Origin of the sequence: Sphingobacterium puteale (genome assembly GCF_050986225.1) — a bacterium.
GTDB lineage: Bacteria > Bacteroidota > Bacteroidia > Sphingobacteriales > Sphingobacteriaceae > Sphingobacterium > Sphingobacterium puteale.
Window position 1 is genome coordinate 2379950 of record NZ_CP158959.1, and the last position, 21197, is coordinate 2401146.

At 40.0% G+C, this 21197-nt stretch carries 22 protein-coding genes; 6 read left to right on the forward strand and 16 right to left on the reverse strand.

Translation table 11 applies throughout. The features are described 5' to 3' along the window. Window positions 1-126 precede the first annotated feature (126 nt). The 5 genes from ABTV71_RS09910 to ABTV71_RS09930 are packed head-to-tail and all read right to left on the reverse strand — an operon-like array spanning window position 127 to window position 3828. The gene (locus tag ABTV71_RS09910) at window positions 127-1101 is read right to left on the reverse strand and encodes a bifunctional riboflavin kinase/FAD synthetase (protein ID WP_121121534.1); all 975 of its coding nucleotides are present in this window, start codon (window positions 1099-1101) and stop codon (window positions 127-129) included. Window positions 1102-1156: 55 nt separating this feature from the next. Continuing rightward, on the reverse strand, window positions 1157-1879 hold the full coding sequence (gene truB / locus ABTV71_RS09915; protein ID WP_433903065.1) for a tRNA pseudouridine(55) synthase TruB: 723 nt from the start codon (window positions 1877-1879) through the stop codon (window positions 1157-1159). A gap of 9 nt (window positions 1880-1888) precedes the next feature. Next, on the reverse strand, window positions 1889-2683 hold the full coding sequence (locus ABTV71_RS09920) for an undecaprenyl-diphosphate phosphatase (RefSeq protein ID WP_433903066.1): 795 nt from the start codon (window positions 2681-2683) through the stop codon (window positions 1889-1891). A gap of 15 nt (window positions 2684-2698) precedes the next feature. Then, on the reverse strand, window positions 2699-2947 hold the full coding sequence (locus ABTV71_RS09925) for a DUF3098 domain-containing protein (RefSeq protein ID WP_433903067.1): 249 nt from the start codon (window positions 2945-2947) through the stop codon (window positions 2699-2701). Between the two features lie 2 nt (window positions 2948-2949). Further along, window positions 2950-3828 (reverse strand): cell division protein FtsX, encoded by an 879-nt coding sequence (locus tag ABTV71_RS09930; RefSeq protein WP_433903068.1) that lies wholly within the window; start codon window positions 3826-3828, stop codon window positions 2950-2952. Window positions 3829-4046: 218 nt separating this feature from the next. On the opposite strand from ABTV71_RS09930, the gene leuS reads away from it, so the two are divergent. After that, window positions 4047-6830, forward strand: coding sequence for a leucine--tRNA ligase (gene leuS, locus ABTV71_RS09935; RefSeq protein WP_433903069.1), 2784 nt, complete (start codon window positions 4047-4049; stop codon window positions 6828-6830). 54 nt (window positions 6831-6884) lie between these two features. Here the strand turns inward: leuS and ABTV71_RS09940 are convergent, their stop codons facing one another. Further along, window positions 6885-7166, reverse strand: coding sequence for a GNAT family N-acetyltransferase (locus ABTV71_RS09940; RefSeq protein ID WP_120258347.1), 282 nt, complete (start codon window positions 7164-7166; stop codon window positions 6885-6887). Window positions 7167-7588: 422 nt separating this feature from the next. On the opposite strand from ABTV71_RS09940, the gene ABTV71_RS09945 reads away from it, so the two are divergent. Beyond that, entirely contained in the window at window positions 7589-8014 is a 426-nt protein-coding gene (locus ABTV71_RS09945) for a cold-shock protein (protein ID WP_108632237.1), read from the forward strand. A 125-nt stretch (window positions 8015-8139) separates the two neighbouring features. Here ABTV71_RS09945 and ABTV71_RS09950 read toward each other — a convergent pair whose 3' ends face one another. From ABTV71_RS09950 to ABTV71_RS09960, 3 genes are all read right to left on the reverse strand, one after another. Further along, entirely contained in the window at window positions 8140-8460 is a 321-nt protein-coding gene (locus tag ABTV71_RS09950; protein WP_433903070.1) for an RNA polymerase alpha subunit C-terminal domain-containing protein, read from the reverse strand. A gap of 133 nt (window positions 8461-8593) precedes the next feature. After that, a complete protein-coding gene (locus ABTV71_RS09955; protein WP_433903071.1) occupies window positions 8594-9040 on the reverse strand; it encodes a hypothetical protein in 447 nt (148 codons plus the stop codon). Further along, window positions 8995-9183 carry a hypothetical protein gene (locus ABTV71_RS09960; RefSeq protein ID WP_183078596.1) on the reverse strand — a complete coding sequence of 63 codons (189 nt, stop codon included), beginning with the start codon at window positions 9181-9183 and terminating at the stop codon, window positions 8995-8997. Before ABTV71_RS09960 ends, ABTV71_RS09955 begins: the two co-directional genes overlap by 46 nt. Window positions 9184-9241: 58 nt before the next feature. Between ABTV71_RS09960 and ABTV71_RS09965 the strand changes: the two genes are divergently transcribed. Continuing rightward, window positions 9242-9823, forward strand: coding sequence for a TetR/AcrR family transcriptional regulator (locus ABTV71_RS09965; RefSeq protein WP_433903072.1), 582 nt, complete (start codon window positions 9242-9244; stop codon window positions 9821-9823). Window positions 9824-9871: 48 nt separating this feature from the next. Here the strand turns inward: ABTV71_RS09965 and ABTV71_RS09970 are convergent, their stop codons facing one another. Both ABTV71_RS09970 and ABTV71_RS09975 read right to left on the reverse strand, forming a co-directional pair. Then, entirely contained in the window at window positions 9872-10717 is an 846-nt protein-coding gene (locus ABTV71_RS09970; RefSeq protein ID WP_433903073.1) for a metallophosphoesterase, read from the reverse strand. After that, on the reverse strand, window positions 10714-11223 hold the full coding sequence (locus ABTV71_RS09975) for a GNAT family N-acetyltransferase (RefSeq protein WP_433903074.1): 510 nt from the start codon (window positions 11221-11223) through the stop codon (window positions 10714-10716). The genes ABTV71_RS09970 and ABTV71_RS09975 overlap by 4 nt, the downstream gene beginning before the upstream one ends. A 117-nt stretch (window positions 11224-11340) precedes the next feature. Between ABTV71_RS09975 and ABTV71_RS09980 the strand changes: the two genes are divergently transcribed. Further along, window positions 11341-11820, forward strand: coding sequence for an SRPBCC family protein (locus ABTV71_RS09980; protein ID WP_433903075.1), 480 nt, complete (start codon window positions 11341-11343; stop codon window positions 11818-11820). Window positions 11821-11862: 42 nt separating this feature from the next. On the opposite strand, the gene ABTV71_RS09985 is transcribed toward ABTV71_RS09980, so the two are convergent. After that, window positions 11863-12483: a hypothetical protein gene (locus ABTV71_RS09985; protein ID WP_433903076.1), complete on the reverse strand. Its 621-nt coding sequence runs from the start codon at window positions 12481-12483 to the stop codon at window positions 11863-11865. Window positions 12484-12491: 8 nt separating this feature from the next. Beyond that, entirely contained in the window at window positions 12492-13154 is a 663-nt protein-coding gene (locus ABTV71_RS09990) for a hypothetical protein (RefSeq protein WP_433903077.1), read from the reverse strand. Window positions 13155-13829: 675 nt separating this feature from the next. Here ABTV71_RS09990 and ABTV71_RS09995 point away from each other — a divergent pair. Then, window positions 13830-14057, forward strand: coding sequence for a hypothetical protein (locus ABTV71_RS09995; RefSeq protein WP_433903078.1), 228 nt, complete (start codon window positions 13830-13832; stop codon window positions 14055-14057). A 623-nt stretch (window positions 14058-14680) separates the two neighbouring features. Here ABTV71_RS09995 and ABTV71_RS10000 read toward each other — a convergent pair. The 3 genes from ABTV71_RS10000 to ABTV71_RS10010 form a co-directional block, all read right to left on the reverse strand. Then, complete coding sequence (locus ABTV71_RS10000) at window positions 14681-15145, reverse strand: RrF2 family transcriptional regulator (protein WP_259178104.1); 465 nt, start codon at window positions 15143-15145, stop codon at window positions 14681-14683. An 88-nt stretch (window positions 15146-15233) separates the two neighbouring features. After that, entirely contained in the window at window positions 15234-16436 is a 1203-nt protein-coding gene (hmpA, locus tag ABTV71_RS10005) for an NO-inducible flavohemoprotein (protein WP_433903079.1), read from the reverse strand. Window positions 16437-16694: 258 nt separating this feature from the next. After that, window positions 16695-17531 carry a DUF4846 domain-containing protein gene (locus tag ABTV71_RS10010; protein WP_433903080.1) on the reverse strand — a complete coding sequence of 279 codons (837 nt, stop codon included), beginning with the start codon at window positions 17529-17531 and terminating at the stop codon, window positions 16695-16697. Between the two features lie 162 nt (window positions 17532-17693). Between ABTV71_RS10010 and ABTV71_RS10015 the strand changes: the two genes are divergently transcribed. Next, window positions 17694-21116 (forward strand): glycosyltransferase, encoded by a 3423-nt coding sequence (locus ABTV71_RS10015; protein ID WP_433903081.1) that lies wholly within the window; start codon window positions 17694-17696, stop codon window positions 21114-21116. The last annotated feature ends 81 nt before the right edge of the window (window positions 21117-21197 follow it).

Genomic DNA, 21197 nt, shown 5'->3' on the forward strand with positions numbered 1-21197 from the left:
ATGAAACGCGTTGAAAATTAGCTTGGCTACTTCTGAAAAAAAGTATTTTAGTACAATCAGAATGTGACGGGTAATTAATAAAAAAAGAAAAGCGGGAATTCCCGCTTTTCTTTTTTTAAAGGTATATTATGCAATAAGATTTCTTATTTCTATTTCATCTGCTTTGATTTGCGCTTTCATTTCCTCCAGTGAGTCAAAACGTTCATCGTGGCGGATAAAGTGAAGGAATTTGACGCGTAGTGTTTTGCCATAAATATCCTGATCAAAATCAAATAGACTGATTTCAATCGCACGATTCATTCCGTCAACCGTAGGCCTTGTGCCAATATATCCCATACCTTTAGCAATTGAAACAGGATTCTCTTCTTTATACTCCCCTGTAGTGATGTTTTGGATATGATTGTATATATAGACCTCAACGGCATAAATACCGTAGGCAGGGATGAGTTTATGAGGTTCGTGCACCTGTAGATTGGCTGTCGGAAATCCAATGGTACGCCCGATTTGATCCCCTCGGATCACAGTTCCTGTCAATTCAAAAGGATAACCTAAATATAGGTTGGCCGTTTTGATATCACCTTTAATGAGTGCTTCACGCACTCGGGTGGAAGAGACGGCAATATCATTGATATCCTGTTCTGGGATTTCGTCCACACTATAATCAAATATCGAAGCAAATTGTTCCAAATCGCCTAGTGAGCCTTTGCGATCTTTTCCAAAATGATGGTCATATCCGATAACAATCTTTTTAGTACCCAATTTTCCTACAAGCACATTGCTGATATATTCTTCAGGAGTCTGGTTGGAAAAATCACGGGAGAAAGGGATAATGATCAGGTGGTCAATACCAACTTTGCTCAATTGACTTACTTTCTCTTCAATATCATTTATTAAACGTAAGCTGTCATCATCCGGATTAATAATCAATCGGGGATGGGGGAAAAAAGTGAGCAATATGGTTTCGCCGTTAATTTTTTGTGCCGCCTCTTTTAAGTGGACCAATATTTTTTGATGCCCAATATGGACACCGTCAAAAGTACCAATGGTAACTACTGCATTTTCAACGGGGGAGAAATCTTCTAAACTTCTGTAGATTTTCATTTATAGGATTTTTTGCAAAAATAAGATAAAGAATCAATAAAAAGTGCCGATAGGGTTATTTAATGATTTCTTTATGACGTTTTATTTCGGCGATAAGCTGTTCGAGGTTCCAGGCATTTTCGACACGATAATCACCACTTTTGGTTCGTCTTAATGAACTTAAATGTGATCCACTCTGTAATACTTTTCCAAAGTCGTACGCCAATGATCGGATATATGTACCTTTTGAACAGGAAATACGAAAATATACGTTGGGAAGTTCAATCTTCTCAATTTCAAAGCTATTGATCCGTACCTGCCGGGATTTTATTTCAACATCTTCACCGCGGCGTGCTTTTTCATAAACACGTTCCCCATTGATCTTTATGGCAGAGTGTGCTGGAGGAAATTGTTGGATATCACCCACAAATGATTTTGCAGCATCTAATATCATTTGTTCGTTAATATGTGTGATCGGGAATGTCTCGTCAATTTCGGTTTCCAGGTCGTAGGAAGGGGTAGTACCTCCCAGTGTAATTGTGCCTGTATATTCTTTGTCTTCAGCCTGATAGATGTCGATCTTTTTTGTCAATTTACCCGTGCAGACAATCAATAATCCTGTTGCCAAAGGATCCAGTGTGCCCGCATGGCCAACTTTTAATTTTAATGGTTTTAAAGAGTTTCTGACTTTACCCACAACGTCGAAACTTGTCCATGTCAAAGGTTTATCAATCAACAACATTTCGCCTTCAGCAAAATTAAACTCTGCTGAGTTTTCACCAACCTCTCTGTTTTCCATGAAAAAATTTTAGATAATTTGTAAACTATGCCCCGAAAGCAATAATACCAGTATAATAACGCCAATCACTATTCTGTACCATCCAAAGGCCTTAAATCCATGCTTTGTTAAAAATCCAATAAATGATTTGATGGCAATAATTGCCACAACAAAGCCGATGAGGTTACCAACAATAAGCAGGTTGAGTTCTTCACCTGTAAATGTATTCCCTTCTTTGAAAAACTTCAGGAGTTTAACAGCTGAAGCGCCAAACATCATCGGCAAAGCCAGAAAGAATGAAAATTCTGCTGCAGCCTTACGTGTCAATTTTTCGGCCATACCACCGATGATGGTACTCGCGGACCGGGATGTGCCGGGAATCAGAGCCAGACATTGGTATACACCGATCATAAAGGCCTGCTTGTAAGTGACGTTGTCCGAATCTTCAACAGTAGGTTTATTAAACCATTTGTCAACAAAAAGTAGGACAACTCCGCCGATTACCAGCATAATAGCAACCATCAGCGGGCTTTCCAAAAGTGAATCGATGAAATCATTGAAGAGTAATCCCAGCACCGAGGCTGGAATAGCCGCAATCACCAATTTGTAGTAAAATGAAAGTGATTTGAAAAATCGTTTATAATATAGCACAAGAACCGATAATATCGTTCCCAGCTGAATGACAATAGTAAATAATTTAACAAATGCTGAGGGTTGAATACCCATAAGAGCGGTTGCAATAATCATATGACCTGTGGAGGAGACAGGCAAAAACTCCGTTAATCCTTCGATGATAGCAAGGATGATAGCTTCAATAATAGACATCTGTTTTTAATAAGATTATTCTTCTTCAGTTTTCGTTGTTTTGGGGCGATAAAGGATCGCGACAAAGCCTAAGGCAAAGCCAAGGACAACAACAATAGGGGCTAATGTAATTTTGGTAAAACTATAAATATCAGTTTCACCTGACATTAGCGCGAAGCCAATGACTACTATAACCAGACTAGCTATAAAAAGCTGATAATTTATTTTGGAAAATACGAAAGAACCTTTGTTTACAGATTCTGTAGATTTCTTAATTTGAGCCATTTTTATCTATATAAATCGTTAGATTGAGCTTTTAAATATTTCGTCACAGCAAAGTAGGTGCTGAGGCCTGAGATTAAAATTCCGATGAAGATAACCCCTAAAAAGATGATTGCAAACTCAAACCAGTTGCGCAGAAATACCAATTCAGGTATCTGTTGTTGCGCAAATTTGAGCGTCAATATCAACAATAAAATCGCGATCAGTGAACCAAGTAGTCCATGAATAATACCATAAGTGATAAAAGGTTTGCGAATAAAGTTCTTGGTCGCACCGATTAACTGCATGCTTTTAATTAAGAAACGCTGCGAGTAAATGGCTAGTCGTATTGTATTGTTGATTAAGGCAACGGCAATAATTAAGAGAATAACAGCAAAGGCTAACACAATCATACCGATGATACGTACATTTTTATTGACCATATCAATTAACGATTCTTGATAAACCACCTCCTTTATTCTATTATTTTTAGAGATTTTTTCAATGAATGTCTTGATGCTATCCGTATTGGCGTAATTTTCCTTCATATAAACATCCAATGACGGCAATAATGGATTATGTCCGAGGTACTGCACAAAATCTTCACCGAGATCTTCTTTCAGGTTTTTGGCAGCGATTTCTTTGCTGATGTATACTGAACGAAGTACATAAGGATCTTTTTCAAGATCTTTTTGTAAGGAGAGCACGTCACCCTCACTGGTGCCATCGTTTACAATGACATTCAGGACAATGTTTTCTTTAACGTACTTTGAAAGATTTTTAGCGTGCACCAATAATAAGCCCAACATACCTGTCACCAAGAGCACCAGCGCGATGCTGATCACTGTGGAAACATAGACAGACTTTGTTTTTCTTTTTTGTGTGCTTAATTCGTATTCTGACATAATAAGCAAAAATTTATTTGCGAAAGTAACTATTTGAGCGGAAGATTTCGAATTTATCTTGTAATTACTTTGATAAAAATCAATTCGAATTTTGTTTTCTACCTATGTTTAAATAACTTTTCAATACTAGAATTTATTGTTCAAACTACAAAACTTTTATCACATTTCAGTATTAAAATCGTAATTTCGCAAGTCATAAAAATTCCTTACGAACAAAAATGGAGTATAATCACAAATCATTAGAGAAAAAGTGGCAAAAGTTTTGGGCGGATCATCAAACCTATAAAACATCAGATGCACACCAGAAGCCAAAATACTATGTATTGGATATGTTTCCTTATCCATCTGGGGCGGGACTACATGTTGGTCATCCTCTGGGATACATTGCTTCGGACATCTTTTCAAGATATAAACGATTAAAGGGCTTCAATGTACTACATCCAATGGGGTATGATTCCTTTGGACTTCCTGCAGAACAATATGCGATTCAAACGGGTCAACACCCTGCTGTTACTACCGAAGCAAATATCAATCGTTACCGCGAGCAGATGGACAATATCGGTTTCTCTTATGACTGGAGTAGAGAAGTCCGTACTTCTGAACCTGAATATTATAAATGGACGCAGTGGATTTTTATGAAATCATTCGATTCTTGGTATAATAAAGAAACGGATAAAGCGGAATCCATTGATACATTGATCGCGAAATTTTCTACAAGCGGTTCTACAACTGTTCAGGCAGTCTCTGACGAAGATGTATTAGCATTCACTGCGGAGGAATGGAAATCTTTTGATGAAGAAACACAACAGCGTGAGTTGTTAAAGTATCGCATTGCTTATCTGCGTGAGAGCACAGTCAACTGGTGCGCTGCTTTAGGGACAGTATTGGCTAATGATGAGGTGATTAACGGCGTGTCCGAGCGCGGCGGATATCCTGTAGAGCAAAAGAAGATGATGCAATGGTCAATGCGTATCACCGCCTATGCCGATCGTCTGTTAAAAGGTTTGGACAGCATTGATTGGCCAGAGCCGTTGGTAGAAATGCAACGTAACTGGATCGGGAAATCTGTCGGTGCCTCGGTCAAATTCCCAGTTCCACAGTTGGACACCGCAATTGAAGTCTTTACAACTCGTGTGGATACTATTTTCGGTGTTTCATTTGTCGTTTTGGCACCTGAACATGAATTGGTCGCAGCGTTGACGACAGCCGAACAAAAAGCTGAAGTTGAAGCTTATATTGAGAAGACATCAAAAAAATCTGAACTAGATCGTATGGCCGATACCAAGACAGTATCGGGAGCCTTTACAGGTTCATTTGCAAAACACCCTATTTCAGGCCGCGATGTGCAGATCTGGATTGCAGATTATGTTTTGGCAGGATATGGCACAGGGGCGGTTATGGCCGTACCTAGTGGCGATCAACGTGATTATGTTTTTGCCAAGCATTTTAATTTAGAGATTATTCCGATTTCGGATACACAGCAGATTGAAGAAGAGGCTGATCCGAATAAGGATGGAAAATACATCAATTCTGATTTTATCAACGGCATGACCTACCAGGAGGCTGTGCCTGCGCTGATTGCAAAGCTGGAAGAATTGAAATTAGGTAAAGCAAAGATCAACTTCCGCATGCGCGACGCAATTTTTGGTCGTCAACGTTATTGGGGTGAACCTGTACCGGTCTACTTTAAAAATGGTCTTCCGTACCTTATTAAGGAAGAAGAACTACCTCTTTTATTACCTGAGGTCGATAAGTACTTGCCGACAGAGTCCGGAGAACCTCCCTTAGGACGTGCGAAGAACTGGAAATATGAGGATCAATATGAATATGAGTTGAGTACAATGCCGGGATGGGCAGGTTCTTCATGGTACTGGTTCAGATATATGGATCCAAAAAATGAGGGCAACTTTGCTTCCAAAGAAGCCGTTGACTACTGGAAAGCCGTTGATTTATACATCGGTGGTTCTGAACATGCCACAGGGCACTTGTTATATTCACGTTTTTGGAATAAGTTTTTAAAAGATCTTGGCTATCATAATGAGGAAGAACCATTCCGAAAATTGATCAATCAGGGTATGATTCAGGGACGTTCAAATTTTGTCTACCGTGTACTTGACGAAGAGGGCAGAGGAACCAATCAATTTGTTTCCTATGGCTTGAGAAATGAGTACAATACAATTCCTTTGCACGTAGATGTCAATATCGTGTCGAATGACGTATTGGATCTCGAAAAATTCAAAAACTTCAGACCTGATTTTGCGAATGCTGAATTTGTCTTGGAAAACGGTAAATACATTTGTGGTAGCGAGGTGGAGAAAATGTCTAAGTCGAAATTCAATGTCGTTAATCCGGATGATATCATTGAGACTTATGGTGCTGATACGCTACGTCTTTACGAAATGTTTCTGGGGCCGTTGGAGCAAGCCAAACCATGGAATACCAATGGTATCGAAGGTGTCTACAAGTTTCTTAAGAAAGTATGGCGTCTGTTTCACGATGCCGAAGGTAATTTTAATGTATCAGATGAAGAACCTTCAAAATCTGAGTTCAAAGCTTTACATAAGATTATTAAGAAAGTGGAAGATGATATCGAGCGTTTCTCGTTCAACACGTCTGTTTCCGCCTTTATGATCTGTGTAAATGAACTAACCGATTTGAAATGCAATAAGCGCGAGATATTGGAACAACTTGTTATTGTTCTCCAGTCTTATGCACCGCATATTACGGAGGAATTGTGGAACTTATTGGGGCATGAGGCAGGTACACTTTCTCAGGCAACTTATCCTACGTTCAAACCGGAATATCTAGTCGAGTCTGAATTTGCATATCCGGTCTCTTTCAATGGTAAGATGAAGTTCAATCTATCACTTGCATTGGATTTGGATCAACAAACCGTTGAAGAAACGATCAAGGCACATGCGGATGTGCAAAGGCATCTGGACGGCAAGCCCATTAAAAAGATTATTTTTGTAAAAGGAAAAATAATCAATATTGTAGTTTAGTCATACCGCTATCAAGCATAAAAGCCATTTTGTCCCAGTGATAAAATGGCTTTTTTAGGCTAATACGTCCTGAAAGGCAATTGTTTTATCAAAAATTGATTTAGCGTACGGGCAATTCGGGACAATCTTGGCATCGTTTTTCCGGGCATAATCTACTGCTTCAAGTACGAGTTTTTTACCGACACTCATTCCTTTATATTCGTCATAGACCTCGGTATGGTCTATGGAAAACTCGTACTCACTCTGCCAGGTATATTCCAAAATCCCAGCCTCATTATTTTCCACTTCGGCGATGAAATTACCTCTGTCGTCTCTTTCGATATTTTTTACTTCCATAGTGTTTTTTTTCAAAATAACGTCCAAAAGATATTTTTGTTTTATCAAAGTTTTCAATTTTTACTTTGCCAGGTATACAATATGTGACTATCTACGAGCCTTGTCATTTTTTGAAATTCAGTGAGACGGCGACCGGATGCTGTGTGCGGCCTGTTGTTTTGTTACTAAACGGTGTTGCTACATTTAAGCATAAAAGAATGGTGTCTGTATGCTGGCCTCTACTGAATGTATTAAAAGGAATAAAAATGAATATCTTTTCCTTCGTGAATCTTAGAAGAATTAGGCGATCGACTATCTGATTTCTCCTATTTTTTTGTACCTTTGCAATTATCTCCTTAGAACACCTCGCATTTTTATCTTTTTCAACAAAGCTCTAAAGGTCCGAAACCTCCTCGGGAACATTTTATTTTAATCCATATTGAATGAGCAAAAGCCAAATTACATTTAACAAAAAAGAACGAGAAAAAAAGAAACTACTCAAAAAACAGCAAAAAATTGAGAAAAAAGAATTCAATAAAACAAACAACGACAAAGGAAAATCTTTGGAAGAATTGTTTGCTTATGTTGATGAACACGGGAACATCTCAGACAGACCTGCGATAAAATTGAAAGAAGGAGAGAGTCCAAGCATGACTTCAAACCATCATGATGAGTACTCTTTCGGAAAAGTTGTCCATTACAATGCAGAGTCCAATTATGGATTCATTAGAGACAATGATACCCAGCAATCTATCTATTTCAATGACCGTCTTGTCGGACAGAAATTGAACCTGAATCAGAAAGTGAAGTTTAAATTCAAAAGTGCTAAACAAGGCGCTCAGGTCACTGAAGTTTTGATCGAGTACTAGTAAAGGAAGATTCCGCTTGTGTTAAAAGCGTTGAATAATAAAGCCCTCAAGTACTTCTAAGTAGCGAGAAACTATATGGAAGCCAATCGAGGGCTTATTTTTTTGTTATCAACTGACAGCATAGCCTACTCCTTAAATTTTAATCCCTTTTCCATTAAAGCCTGACTTAACAGGGGCAAAGATGCCTTTCCAAGGCCATGGAGCTTCAGTAGGTCTTTCACTGAGTACTGAGCTAGCTTTTCAAGTTGATCTACACCATGGTTTGACAGTGCATTTCTAGCAGGGCTACTCAAAAGAGCTAGAAAACCATCTTCAGGTTTCTTTTCCTTTTCGCATATTGGACATGTTGGGCAATCTGTACTCTTATAGAAGCTGTGCCCTTTACTACATGTTCTTTTGGTTTTGATTCTTGTCATGTGGCCTACATCTGCTAAATTAATCATCATATCAACACTATTATTCAATTATAGTTTTATTGAAAGTCTGTTTACCAATAAGATCTTCTAGGGGACTTTGGGCGTGAGCTTTTCTGAGCGTATATTTTATATTCTTCCAGAACGTGTTTTTATTAGCTGTGGTTTAATTTTGTTTGCAAATCACATGATTGGTTCCATCGGAACTTTTTTTTATATAACGTGGCTGATGGAATAAAAAGTAAAATAGTCCTCCCATAAAATAGGCAATGACGTCATAGGGATCCCCCGTATTGTAGTCTGTGTAGCTAGGCATCAGGTACTCAAACAAGAGTGATACGATAGCCGATATCAACCAGATCTGGTATAATGGGTATCCATGCGGTTTTCCTTTATTGAATAGAAAGCTTCCCGTAATAGATGCGACATGGACAATAATAGGGACAAAGACAAGGTCCGTAAGCCAGTTGTTTAAAAATGGAATAGGAAAATGCTGTAGCCGTGTAAATCGAATAAAGAACCAGCATAACCAATAGAAAATAAATATACCGTCAAAAAGATTCTTTACTAATGCGCAAAGGAAATGGCGATCAACATAGCTATTGCTCCGCATACCATCAACGTTAAAAACATAAAAAAAGCTGTCTGTTTGCCGAATTTTTTCCAGGGGCTATCATTTGGATGGGTCGGAATAAGCGTCTGTTTTAGATCTAGATATTGATTTTTTAGCCAACTTTCTTTCTTTTCGTCTTTCATATTATCTTAATTTATCATTCATGACACAAAATTAGAGCAATTGTTCTAATTTTGTGTCATGAATACGAAAGAAAAAATTGTAGCGGCAGCGCTAGGGGTATATAATCGGGATGGGATACGTACTGTTACGACACGGCAGATTGCGCAGGAAATGGGTATTAGTGCTGGCAATCTCCATTATCACTTCAAACATACAGAAGATATTATCTTTACTATTTTTGAGGAGCTGCAACGCGACTATGACGAAATGGTGGTTTTATTTGATCAGAAAGATGCCACATTTCAGGAGTTATTGCAGGAATTTACGGAGGGCTCTTATCTGTTGATCAATAAGTATAAGTTTATTTTTGCCAATTTCGTCGAGATCTGTACTTGGATACCTGCTATTGGGGATGCCTACCGGACTCTTGTTGCACGACGTGAGGAGCAGTTCATTTCCCTCTTTGAGCACTACTCCAAATTGGGAATGTTTAGACAGGATATACCAATAGCCATTCTGAAGGGCTTTGTACGTCAGATTTTTATTATATCAGATTTCTGGTATTCGAGTTTTGCGGTATTGGGCGGTCGATTTGAATCGGATGCCTTGGAAGACTATCGACAAACGATAGAAGTGGCATTCTATCCATACCTTATTTAATTCCATATGCTGTTTATTGAAGCATTAAACATGACCGTATCTCCGATTTTAGTCCTTTGTTAAAGTGAAAATGGTTATTTCAGGTCGTGCATTAAAGCGGACGGGGATACTATGACCGAGGCCTCTGTTGATGTAGAGGGTTCGGTTTTCAGGAAGTTTTTTAATACCCTGATCGTAGTTTTTGTTCGAGACGGGGATAATGGGTGAACCCCAGAATGGGATCCGCACTTGCCCGGCATGTGTATGGCCTGATAAAATCCAGCCTTCATAGCCATTCCATACATCCAGATCAGCAACATCGGGGTTGTGGCAGAGGACAAGGCTCGCTTGGTTACGGTTGTAGTTCTGCATAGTTTTTACAGGGTCAAAGTTTGTTCCCCAATAGTCGTCCATACCATAGAGCTGTAGGCCATTTATATTCACACTTTCGTTTCTTAAAACAGTAATATGATACTTTTTTAGCAGTGTAGTGATTGAATCCGCTGCAGTACTGTCTTTAAAGGCTCTTCCATAATCATGATTTCCCAAGATGGCCAATGTCTGTAGTTTTCCTTTTGGGGCTAATTGCATGACTTCGTCGAGATCAGCGAGTGGGAGGGCATTGTGGACCAATCGGACAAAATCGCCTGTGTAAACAATAATGTCCGGATGTGTTATACCAACTTTCGCGAAATTTTTTTTGATAAAATCTTTACTGACATAGTCACCGATGTGGATATCCGAAATCTGAACGAGCGTTTTCCCTTCAAGATTGCCGGGAAGGTTTTTTATGGGGAGTTTTAGCTGATCAAATTTGACCCAGTGTGGTTCGATCTGCCAGGCATAATAACCGAGCAGAGCAGCGATCAAGGTTAGCGTAATAAAGGCTCTTTTAAAAAAACGTTTCTTCTTCATTGTGTTTTGGCTAGCCAGTTCGATTTGGTGATTTGCATATTCAGGCCCTTCCAGGTTTCGTTGCCGATTGACGTTTCAGTTGTGGCGCCTTCATTGATCTGAAACCCTACACCCTCATAACATCTTATTGCACTCGTGTTCCAGTCATAAACGTTTAAATCCGCTTGATCGTAAGTGTTATCAACAAAGAGCAGTTTCAGCATTGCATTGATGGTTTTCTTGCCATAGCCCTTATTGCGTTCGGTATTGTCAGCAATCAATATGCGGGATAATCGTGGTATACTTCTTTCAAAGTTCAATTCACAATGCCCGATAACGTTGTTTGTTTCTGTACTCACAATTTTATAGGGACGGCGTTTGGGATCGTCAATATACTTTTTTAATTGTTCGTCAGTCACTGGAAATGAAAAATATGGACCTGCGAACTGCAGGAGTTCTTCTGGAGATCTGATCCAGGATTTGAAGCGGTCAAAGTCAGCTTCTTCAAATGGAAGCAATGTGATCATAGCCTTCTTGTTATTGATATTCGATTGGAGGGTTAAATTAGATAATTGTTATGCTCTTTCCTAAGAAATTCGTGTTTTTTACGAAATTTGTTCCGAATTCACCGATAGCAAGATTTTATGCCAACACTTGTATTAGACACCACTGTAAATGCACCAATAGAGATAGTTTTTGATCTGGCCCGCAGTATAGACTTACATATGTATTCCACTGGGAAGACAAACGAGAAGGCGATCGCTGGTGTGACCAGTGGATTGATCGAAGCCGGACAGACCGTTCAGTGGCGGGCAAAACATCTGGGTGTATATCAAACGTTGACAGTGCGGATCACAAAAATGGAAAAACCCTATTTTTTTGAAGATAAAATGATACAGGGGGCATTTCAGTCGATGGATCATCAGCATCTTTTCGAAGAGCAGGCTGATGGTACGGTGCTGATGCGGGATGTGTTTAATTTTAAGGCGCCCCTGGGTACTTTGGGGCGGTTTGCCGAATGGTCTTTCCTTACAAGTTATATGAGACGATTTCTTGAAGAGCGGAACCATATCATCAAGCTGGTTGCTGAATCAGGAGATTATAGCCGTTATCTCGAAGGGTAGGGTGGAGGATTGCTTTTTACATGTAGCTTGTGTGTGAGGTGTTTAACGGTTTCTCGCAATGATGCTGAGGTTCGGGTTTTCTTCTAAAAGCTGTTCCTGTAGAAAATCGAATGCACCTCTTTGGTTCATTGTCACCTGATGAATCTTGGAGAATTCATTGTAAAAATAGATGCGAAAACTATTCGGGCCACGGTGGTTCTGTATAATCTTGGTCTCTATACGGTGAATCTGACTGATCGAAATTTTTTTACTTCCAAAAAAAGGAAAAAATATAAGTTCATGCTCCTGAAAAAGGTACGGCGCAATAGTTGCATAGATGCGGACAAGTCTTCGGGTGTACCGCTGATAAATATCAAGGTCACGGCTATTGAGACCTCGTAGGGCAATAATAAATTTCTGATTTTTGGCGTAAACGAACCAACTGAGTCCGCCGAATAGTCCGCCGAAATAGACGAACAATGTACTCAAGAGCGGGAGCGACTTGTAAAAAAATGTCAGTTTATCTGAAGCAGCTGTCCACTTATCCAAAAAAATATAGAAGAAGAAGCCATAGCAAAGAAGAAACATCGCTATAAATAGTCCGATACCTGCATTGCGGACTTTGCAGATTTTCCTTATCTCCGTTTGTAAAAATGAACTGTTGGTGGACGAATAACTTTCCATATAATAAATTAATAGTGTGTATGCTTGTCTTTTGTTCTCAAATATGAGGGTATCTGGTTCCGTGCGATGATCGTTAGATTTGGATTTTCCTCCAGCAGCTGTTTCTGTAGAAAATCGAACGCAGCTATCTGGTGCATTGTTGTCTGATAGATTTTTGTAGCATCGTTATAAAAATAGACGTGGTAGCTGTATGTGTCGCGATAATTATGAACACATTTTGTTTCTATGCGTTTGATCTGATTGACTGGAATCTTTTTACATCCAAAAAGAGGAAAGAATATAAGTTCATTTTTACAGAAAATGTAGGGCGCAATGGCTGCATATCGCTGAGCAAGTATGCTTGTGTACTTTCGGTAGATGCCTAAGTCGTGGCTGTCGAGATGCTGTAGCACGCTAATATATTTCTGGTTTTTGATAGACAAGGCCCAACTTAATCCAATAAATAGTAGGGTAGGGAATAGAAATATTGTGTAAAGAGATATGGTGGGGCTATGGTAAACAGTCTGCTTGTCTGTGCTAGCCAGCCACCTGTCCGAAAAAACATATAACCAGACAGCAAAGCAGACAAGAAAAAGTACCATAAAAACTGCGATAGCATTGTTGCGGGCCTTTCTTATTTTTTTGATCTCGATCTGTATAAATAAACTGTCTTCAGCAGAATAATTATGCATATAATGAATTATGTAGTACAGCAAAGATAACAAGAAGTAAGATTGTTTGAATGTTTCTGTGTTTAAAGTTTCTGCTGTAGTTTTCACTTTTGTTTGGACTTTACGATTTGGATTGTATTTTGTAGATGTGATTTTTTTGTTTATTTAGATGGTGTTATTTTGTTGAAGGATAGTTTGTTTTGTCTTTTTAATTATTTCCTGGCTGTTTTTTCATGTGGTAAATCTAGTGGTGCTGCACATGAAGCGCTTGTGCTACTTATAAAATATCGTTAGCGTAATGGAGGTAACGCAAGCTGGTGGGGAGCTGCTGATGATCGTTTGCTCCGTGCTAGATGGATTATGCCCATTTTTTAAGGTTTTTAAGATATCTTTTGGTTTGAGCTATGTCTTGCTGCTCTTGCTGTCTGTAAATGGCTCATGTCGCTTAAAAATGTGGTTAAATAAAGGGCGGCTTTGATGCATGCTGACGGATAGCTGCTAATGAACGTTTGCTCTGTGCTAGCTGATTGGAGTATACCCGTTTTTTAAGGTTTTTAAGACATCTTTTAGCTTGAGCCATGTCTGGCTGCTCTTGTTGCCTGCAAAGGGCTTGTATCGCTTAAAAATGTGGTTAAATAAAGGGTGGCTGTGACGCATGCTGGCTGATAGCTGCTAGTGATCGTTTATTCCCTTCGTTTGGAAGTTGGAAAGGTGTTTTGTCTGAAGCAAGCAAGCAAGCAAGCAAGCAAGCAAGCAAGCAAGCAAGCAAGCAAGCAAGCAAGCAAGCAAGCAAGCAAGCAAGCAAGCAAGCAAGCAAGCAAGCAAGCAGAGTGTAACAGAAATATACAGCATTTGAAGAATGATATTTTTAGATTGAATGGATGCAGGGAAGGCTGTTGTATTGAAGAAAAAAGGTGTGGATAGAATTTTATCCACACCTTTTTTAGTTGAAAACCCTAGTTTTTTCTGTGTTTTCTATATTATTTTTTTATTTATGTGAATTTTGTAAAGTATTCTATTTTAAATAATAATATAATTTATTTTGATAAATTTGGTGGCAAGGAGTGAAAACTCTGGTAGAAGACAATTTTGACCAATAATGCGCATGGCCTATGTGGTTTTAACCCATAAGAAATGTGCTTTTAAACCCTGCTATTTTAGCATTTTTTCGCAAAAAGACCTACTCATCCACGGACTTATTCTTGATTAATGTATCGTTTACAGCTATTTAATGCAGACGGTATTGGGGTAGGTAATGGTGTGAAGGAATTCTTTATAGCTGTTCTTTTTCGGGAGAGACGGCATCAGTACCTGCTGTTATAGCTACAAGAGATAGGGTACTGGTTTATTGGTGTTTTTATTTTGTTTAAGTTGTTTTATTTCAATATAATTATGAGGTTTATTTGTTTTTTTTGTTCATAATAGAAAATCTCAATAGAGATAGCAATTGAAAGACTGCAGCAACAATTGGAATCCTGGGAAGGCATCCATAATAGGGCGAAAAATATGTTATTTTGGACCTATATCGTCCACTTTTGAGTGGCGCTTTAGTTGTCCTGGTCTGGCGTAATTTTGGATTTTGTCAGCAGTATTTTTCCTTTAATGAGGTCATCGTTGAATTGGCCGACAGTCGTTTTTTGAAGCATCTCCGATAGGCTATTGCGAATACTTTTAAACTCATGATGTAGCGGACAGGGATATTGTTCGGAGCAGAACTCCAGCCCCATTCCGCAACCCACAAAAAGGTTCTCCCCATCAATTGCTTTAACCACATCTGATAAAGGGGTAGACATATCGGATGCATCCAGATAGAACCCGCCACCAGGCCCTTTCATGGAACGAATAATACCGGCGCGGCTTAAATTTTGCAAGATTTTTCCGAGAAAGGCCTCAGGAGAATGGATATTTTCGGCGATTTCCTTTATGCCGACACGTTTGTTTTCTTGTGAACTCTGTGCGATAAAAAAAACTGCCCGAAGACCATATTCACATGTTTTGGAAAAAATACCCATAATCTATTCTTGCTTTTTCACAAAGGTACAAAATCAAGAATAGCCATCCGCAATCCATGGAAAATTTACGGATGGCTATCACTGCTGCCTAGTTGAGCTGTAGGGAGGCTGGTCCAAACTCTTCAAAATGAATATGCTCGGTTTGGATACCTTGGTCAGTCAGATATTGAAAGTGTTTTTCTATAAAACCCGAGGGGCCGCACAAGTAGTAATTGGCATTTTGTGGCAGATGATCTGGATGGATTTTAGCCAGATCTACCCAGCCCGGGAGATTACCACTGTTGCTTTCCTGGAGTTCATCGTAAAACGAGAAGCATCTGATATGCTCATGTTGTACCTCAAGTGTCCTGAGTCTGTCTTTAAATGCGTGTAAATCGCTATTTCTACAGCCATGAATCCATGTCACTGGATTTTGTCCCTTTGTCTTGATAAGCTGTTCCAGCATGGCCATCAACGGAGTCTGGCCGACTCCGCCACTGATAAACACATGCGGATGCCCGTTCTCAATCAGGTTGAAGGAGCCCGTAGGTGCTGTCAATTCCAGCTGTTTTCCCTCCTGAAAGTATTGGTGTAAGTAGTTGCTGACCATGCCTTCGGGTTTTCCCATGGGAGTTTCTTTTTTAACAGAGATACGAAGGTACTCACCATTACTGGCGTCAGATAGGCTGTATTGCCGCGGCTGGTAGAGGTGAAGCTCAGGTAGATACACACGTACACTTACATATTGGCCGGCAGTATGTTTTGGAAGTTGACCGCCATCAGTCGGTGCTAAATAAATCGATTGGATTTCTTCGGTCTCCGAAACGATTTTAACGATGTTAAAAGGTTTCCAACCTGTCCAGCCACCTTCGTTTTGGATCATTTGGTCGTACATCTCCTTTTCGATACCGATCATCAGGTCGGCCAATTGAAAGTAGGCAACTTTCCATGCCTCAATAAGCTCATCTGTAGCAGCATCGCCCAATACCTCCTGGATGGAAGCCAATAGGTGCTTGCCAACAATCTGATAATGTTCAGGACGAATATTGAGACTACTGTGTTTTTGTCCGATGTGTTTGACAGCGGGTAATAGTACACTGGGATTATCAATATGCTCCGCATACGCCAATACAGCGGTGGCCAATGCCGTTTGCTGTTTTGCATTTTGCTGATTCCCCATATTGAATATATGCCTGAGCTCAGGATTGTGTGTAAACATGCGTTTGTAAAAATGACTGGTTAACGCAACACCGTGCTCCTTCAAAACAGGTATAGTGCCTTTGATTAAATCTTTCTGTGTTTCGGTAATCATAATAAAATATTTAAATACCTTTTTGTCTTTTATTTTGATAAAAAAAAGGAATGAAATGTGATTTTACCTCTTTTAGAGGCTGTTAATACTCCTTGATAGGGTACATTTGCAAATGACTATCGTAAGCAAAAATAGTAAAATTAAATAAAAGACAAAAATATCTTTTATTTAATTTACCCAAAAAATCATATAACTACGTAGACTGTAATTCGGTTATATTGTTCAAGAATTGCCGAAAGTATTTTCAGGATGATGACACTATTTCCAGGTTTTCAGGTTACGGGCATAAAAAGTCCATTCTGGGGTATTGATCACATTTTTGTCAATATCGTACCAAGGGCTTAACGCTGCATTGTTCCAATTGTTCAATAGCTGTATTTCCTGCGCAGGCATATAGCTTTGGGCGAGTAGTACAATTGTTTTGCCTTCCTTATTTTTAGCAAGGTCAACGACGATAATCGCATGGCCAATGGGGGAGCCTTTCTGTACGAAAGTGTCACCGATTTTGACAGTTGTGGACGATTTTACATTAGGAAGCTCATCGTGCAAGGAAGCCGTGTTGGCATAGGCAAAAATATACTCCATATACTTCCAATATTTTGGATACGAATAGTCTCCTTTGGCATAATCTGTATAGGTGCGTGGTTTGCCATCGGAGAGAAAATTGAAGCTAATGTCCTGATATCTCTTTTGCTGGTAGAGGTAATCTGCCCGTAATCGCATGACCGCGTCGGCGCATTGGTGCAGATCGCGTTTGCCGATATCGAGTTTTATAACGCTATTATAGATATTGTTTCGGGGCTTAATTTTTCCGTTATAATAACGTACCTCATGATCAATGGGGTATAATGGAAGGTTTTCGAGAAAACTACCGAAATCTTTTGACGTGTAGCTGAGTCTTTCAAAACCTGCAGGCAATAAGATTCTTGATTTGACAGTCATTCCCTTTGGATCAATAAATTGTCTCCCGTCAGGATTGCTGGTCTCCACAGTTAGGTCTTTGGATTTCGGTTGGGATACTGCTGAATTAGACTGTCCGCAGCCGATAAGAGCTTGTAAGGAAAGGATGGATAATAGCAGGTATGTTGTTGTCATATCAGAGTTTTTAAGTCAGTGTTACCGATCTTACTAAGATAGTCAAAATTCGGCAGAGTGTCCAGGTTGAGGAGTCTTGTGAAATTAAGGAATTTTTAAGCTGAGGATGAATGTTTTGGATCATTTTCTGATGTAGCTTAGCCAAATTAATCGCAATATTTTATGTCAGAAAAACAGATTTTTCAGACGTCGAGCAAAAAGCGTTGGTACGCTTTTTCATGGATGAGCAGGGCACTAGTCATTGGAATGATCGTAGCCATCATATGTGTTGTCTATACCCTGGGCAAGATCCAGGTACCTCCATTTCCAACAATCAATACAAATGCACCTTTGACGGCAAAGTCTACCGCAAAGTTGAAAAACTCGAAACAGTTTAAGGAGTTTACAGTCGTCAGATCGGAACTTGAAAAGATCAAACGCGACCGGGAGCTGAAACATATGAAGCATCTTGGCAATAAAAATAGGATTAACATCGGCTTTTATGTGAGTTCCTGGTCCAATGAGGTTCGTCAGCAATCTTTGTCAGACCTCAGGCGAAACATAGGACATCTAGATATGGTGGCCATAGAGTCCTTTTTTACGGTGCCCGGTCAGGATACCATTGTCGATAAAGCCGATACCGCTGCCCTGAATGCGATCCATCAATATAAACGGAAAGCAATTGCCCAAATTTCCAATTTCAGCGGCAATGACTTTGACGGACAGACTGTACGGACAATACTGTCAGATCCAGCAAAACAGCAACGCTTTATTGATGATATTTTAATCAAAATAAAGCGGAATGGTTTTTCAGGCATCAATATCGACTTTGAAAACCTTCAACTGGATGACCGTAAACCTTTAAACGATTTTATGGCGCGAATCTATCAGGTTTTTCATAGCGAAGGTTTGCTAGTGTCACAGGATATTTCACCCGAAAATAATGATTATGACCCTATTTCGCTTCAAAAATACAATGATTACATCATTTTAATGGCCTATGATCAGCATACTATCGAGAGCAATGCCGGCGCGATTTCCCACCAGGCTTGGGTCGAAAAGAACCTGGATGAGCTGTGCAGTAAGGTGGATGCAGATAAAGTGATTTTGGCGTTGGCCTGTTATGGATACGATTGGCCAGCTGGAAAAGTGGGCAAGACGCTGACCTATGACAATGCGGTTATCCTGGCACATAATTACAATGCGAACATTCGGTTCGATCGGGAGTCAGCGAATCTTAATTTTAGTTACAGGGATGGCAACGGCATGCGCCATGATGTCTATTTCACAGATGCTGCAACCTACTTTAATTTGATCCGTAAAGCTGACGATTGGGGATTGGCTGGTATAGCACTTTGGCGGTTGGGAAGTGAAGATGCCCGTTTATGGTCCTTTATCTCGAGATCTTTGGATCATGATCATTTGGCCAGGGAGCCTTTTGATTTTGAAAAAATAAGCAAAATCAAGGTCGGGGGGATACAATATATCGGTGATGGTGAGATTCTGGATTTGGTGAATAGCCCCGAGCCCGGATTGGTAAAATTTGCATACAATCCGGCTAATGGTTTGATTGAGGATCAACAGTATGTTAAGACGCCGAGTAATTATGTGATTAAGCGTTTTGGCGAAAGGGACAACACCGTCGTATTAACTTTTGATGATGGCCCCGATCCTACATATACTCCCGAGGTTTTGGATATTTTAAAAAGAGAGCATGTTCCGGCAGCATTTTTTCTTGTGGGGGTTATGGCCGAAAAAAATATGGATCTGGTACGTAAAGAGTATCAGCAGGGGCATGAGCTTGGGAACCATACTTTTTTCCATCCCGATATGTCAACAATAGGTCCCAATCGGGTCAAATTTGAGTTAAATGCAACCCGGAAGATCATAGAATGTATTACCGGGCATAGCACGATTCTGTTCCGTGCACCGTTTAATGCTGATGCCGAACCGCAGACTGTCGCTGAAATTCTTCCGGTCGCCCAGAGCCGAAAGGAAAACTATATTAATGTTGGTGAGTATATTGATCCCAATGACTGGCTTCCCGGTCGTACTGCGGATGAAATTTATAATGAAGTTGTAAAACAACGTGACAATGGTAATATTATCCTGCTGCATGATGCTGGCGGTAATCGGGAGGCTACTATTGAGGCACTACCCCGTATTATTCATTATTTCAAAGCGCATGGTTATAAATTTGCGACGATCGGAGACCTTATGGGCAAGAAACGCGATGAGTTAATGCCGCCCGTGCAAAATGCATCGGATTCGGGGTTCAGCGGATCATCCAATCGGCTTTTTTTAGGCACACTGTTTTACGGAAATATCTTTCTTAACCTGATTTTCTCAATAGCGATTGTATTGGCAATCTTTCGTACAGTCATGATAGCCTATCTGGCTATACGACAAAAAAGAAAAAATAGGAGGGAACAATCGGAATTGATATCGGATTCCCAGGAAAAGGTCAGTATTATTATCCCTGCCTATAACGAGGAGGTGACCGTTTTGGCGACAATCAAAAGCCTGCTTCATCTCGATTACCCAGCCTATGAACTGATTTTTGTCGATGACGGATCCAAAGATAAAACCTTCGAAATTGTGAGTAAGGTCTATGGCGACCACCCAAAGGTCAGGTTGTTTACAAAACTCAACGGCGGTAAAGCCTCGGCGCTCAATTATGGTATCCAACAGTCCGATGCGGCTTTTGTAATCTGTATAGATGCAGATACGCAGTTGAAGACTGACGCTTTGCGGATGTTGATGAAGTATTTCAATAAAGATCAGGTTGCTGCGGTTGCCGGTAGTGTGAAAGTTGGTAATGTACACAATATGCTGACCCATTGGCAATCTATCGAATATATTACTTCCCAGAATATGGATAGAAGGGCTTTTGATCTGCTCAATATGATTTCGGTCGTTCCCGGCGCAATCGGTGCTTTTCGGCGGTCCGTCATTTTGGAAGTCGGTGGGTTTACAACAGATACATTGGCCGAAGATTGTGATCTGACCATGCGTATACTGAAGGCTGGTTATACCGTACGCAACTCCGCAGAGGCTGTTGCATTCACCGAAGCACCCGATACGGTAAAAATGCTTTTCAAGCAACGCTTCCGTTGGAGTTTCGGCGTGCTGCAGAGCTTCTGGAAAAATAAAGATACCTTGTTAAATCCCAAATACGGCTATTTCGGTATGGTCGGTATGCCCAATATCTTGATTTTTCAGATTATCCTGCCCTTATTTGCGCCATTGGCAGATTTATTTATGCTGTTTTCTTTGGTTAGCGGCTTGTTTTCGCTGAGCGAAGTCAATGGAATCAGCTGGACAGGGTTAGCCGGTTTGCTCTCCCTGCATAATGGTTTTGGTCAGGTCATGTTTTATTATTTTTTATTTGTATTCGTGGATATTTTCTTTGCTGGGATTGCTTTTCGGATGGAAGGTGAGAGAATGAAAAATTTGATCTACCTGTTTCCGCAGCGTTTTTTCTGGCGACAACTGATGTATTTTGTGCTATTCAAATCGGTCAGAAAAGCCATTAAAGGTGAGTTGAATACCTGGGGTACATTGAAGCGAACTGGGGGAGTGCGGGAGGTAACGGTTAGCCAATAGCGGCTATATCTTGGTGGTAACCCATTTTCTAAGTAATTTAGATCAGAGAATCTGTTTTTATCGTCAGGCAGGTCATGATTC